Below are 1294 nucleotides of genomic sequence, written 5' to 3'. Positions count from 1 at the left end.
TTTAAAATAACCGTACAATTGCGGAATTAGTTGAATAGCCTAATTGGAGACATTGGGCAATTTTACGGTTATTTTGGTAATGGGTAATGGGTTAAGGGGAGTAGGGAATCGGGAGTAGGGAGTAGGGAGTAGGGAATCGGGAATCGGGAATCGGGAATCGGGAGTCGGGAATCGGGAGTCGGGAATCGGGAGTTGGAAATCGGGAGTTGGGAGTCGGGAGTCGGGAATTGAATGTAGTTCATAAGTAAGTATTCCGCTCTCAGCTATCAGCTATCAGCTGAGTAAAACGAGCAGGGATTTTCAAGCAGCCGTACCAGCACCCCCCAGCTTGTTTACTACCTCCCGTTGATGAGCTGACGGCTGACGGCTGTTCGCGTAGCGTGCGCGTAGCGCATTAGCTGAATGCTTACAAACTATCTTTGGTTATTCCAGTATTAGTCGCGACGGGTCAATTTAAAAGCGGAGGAATAATAGCCAATGGAAGAATTAATGACTCTAAAGGAATTGCTCTACGAAGGCAAAATCCCTGAAGCCCTGGAACTGATTGAAGAATTGGAGGAGATGAGCAAATCGGATAAACTGAATAAACTATTTAGTTACGGAATTATTCTGCTGTTACATCTAATTAAAAAAGCTGCTGAGAAACGAACGACTAAATCTTGGGAAGTATCAATCCGCAATGCGGTTAAACAAATTCAACGGACTAATAAGCGCCACAAGGCTAAAGGAACTTATCTAACCGAAGAGGAATTATTAGAAACTTTAGAAGATGCCTATGAATCCGCTCTAGATCGAGCCTCATTAGAAGCATTTCAAGGAACTTATGAAGCTGAAGAAATTGCTAAAATGGTGGAGCGCGAGGAAATTATAAAAACAGCAATGGATTTGATTTTGTAGGGCTATCAGCTTAAGCGCTACGCGCACGCTACGCGAACAGCCGTCAGCAATCAGTTATTAGCTATAGCGCTAGGCAATAGGCAAGAGGCAATAGGCAAGAGGAACCCACCCCTAACCCCTCCCAGGAGGGGAAGGCAAGAGGCAAGAGGCAATAGGCAATAGCTTACTAGAACAGCTTTTGCTACTTGTATCAATGTCCTAACTTTAATGCGTAGTGCTATATCAGTTATTAGCAATCCATGTAGGAATTGTTATAATTATTGATGCCCTATTCCCTATTCCCTATTCCCGACTCCCGACTCCCGACTCCCGACTCCCGACTCCCGACTCCCTTTGCTACAAATATTAGCATTGATCACATGGTCAAACTTAACTGAGAGCCAAGGGATGTCTTAGA

General features: G+C 44.4%; 3 protein-coding genes. 2 read left to right on the top strand and 1 reads right to left on the bottom strand.

All coding sequences use genetic code 11. The features are described 5' to 3' along the window. Window positions 1-68: 68 nt before the first annotated feature. A complete protein-coding gene (locus F6K37_RS42965) occupies window positions 69-242 on the bottom strand; it encodes a hypothetical protein (RefSeq protein ID WP_154659642.1) in 174 nt (57 codons plus the stop codon). Window positions 243-477: 235 nt separating this feature from the next. Here F6K37_RS42965 and F6K37_RS42960 point away from each other — a divergent pair, with 235 nt between their 5' ends. Beyond that, window positions 478-897 (top strand): DUF29 family protein, encoded by a 420-nt coding sequence (locus F6K37_RS42960; RefSeq protein WP_008178053.1) that lies wholly within the window; start codon window positions 478-480, stop codon window positions 895-897. A gap of 214 nt (window positions 898-1111) precedes the next feature. Next, the gene (locus F6K37_RS42955; RefSeq protein WP_287257290.1) at window positions 1112-1246 is read left to right on the top strand and encodes a hypothetical protein; all 135 of its coding nucleotides are present in this window, start codon (window positions 1112-1114) and stop codon (window positions 1244-1246) included. Window positions 1247-1294: the final 48 nt, after the last annotated feature.

The organism is Moorena sp. SIO4E2, assembly GCF_010671945.1.
Taxonomy (GTDB): domain Bacteria; phylum Cyanobacteriota; class Cyanobacteriia; order Cyanobacteriales; family Coleofasciculaceae; genus Moorena; species Moorena producens.
The sequence above is the reverse complement of the archived record's forward strand: the minus strand, read 5'-3'. Positions and strand labels throughout refer to the sequence as shown.

Excerpts from the sequence above, each read along its gene's own strand:
- F6K37_RS42965 (WP_154659642.1), bottom strand. The coding sequence starts at position 242 with ATGAACTACATTCAATTCCCGACTCCCGACTCCCAACTCCCGATTTCC.
- F6K37_RS42960 (WP_008178053.1), top strand. The coding sequence starts at position 478 with ATGGAAGAATTAATGACTCTAAAGGAATTGCTCTACGAAGGCAAAATC.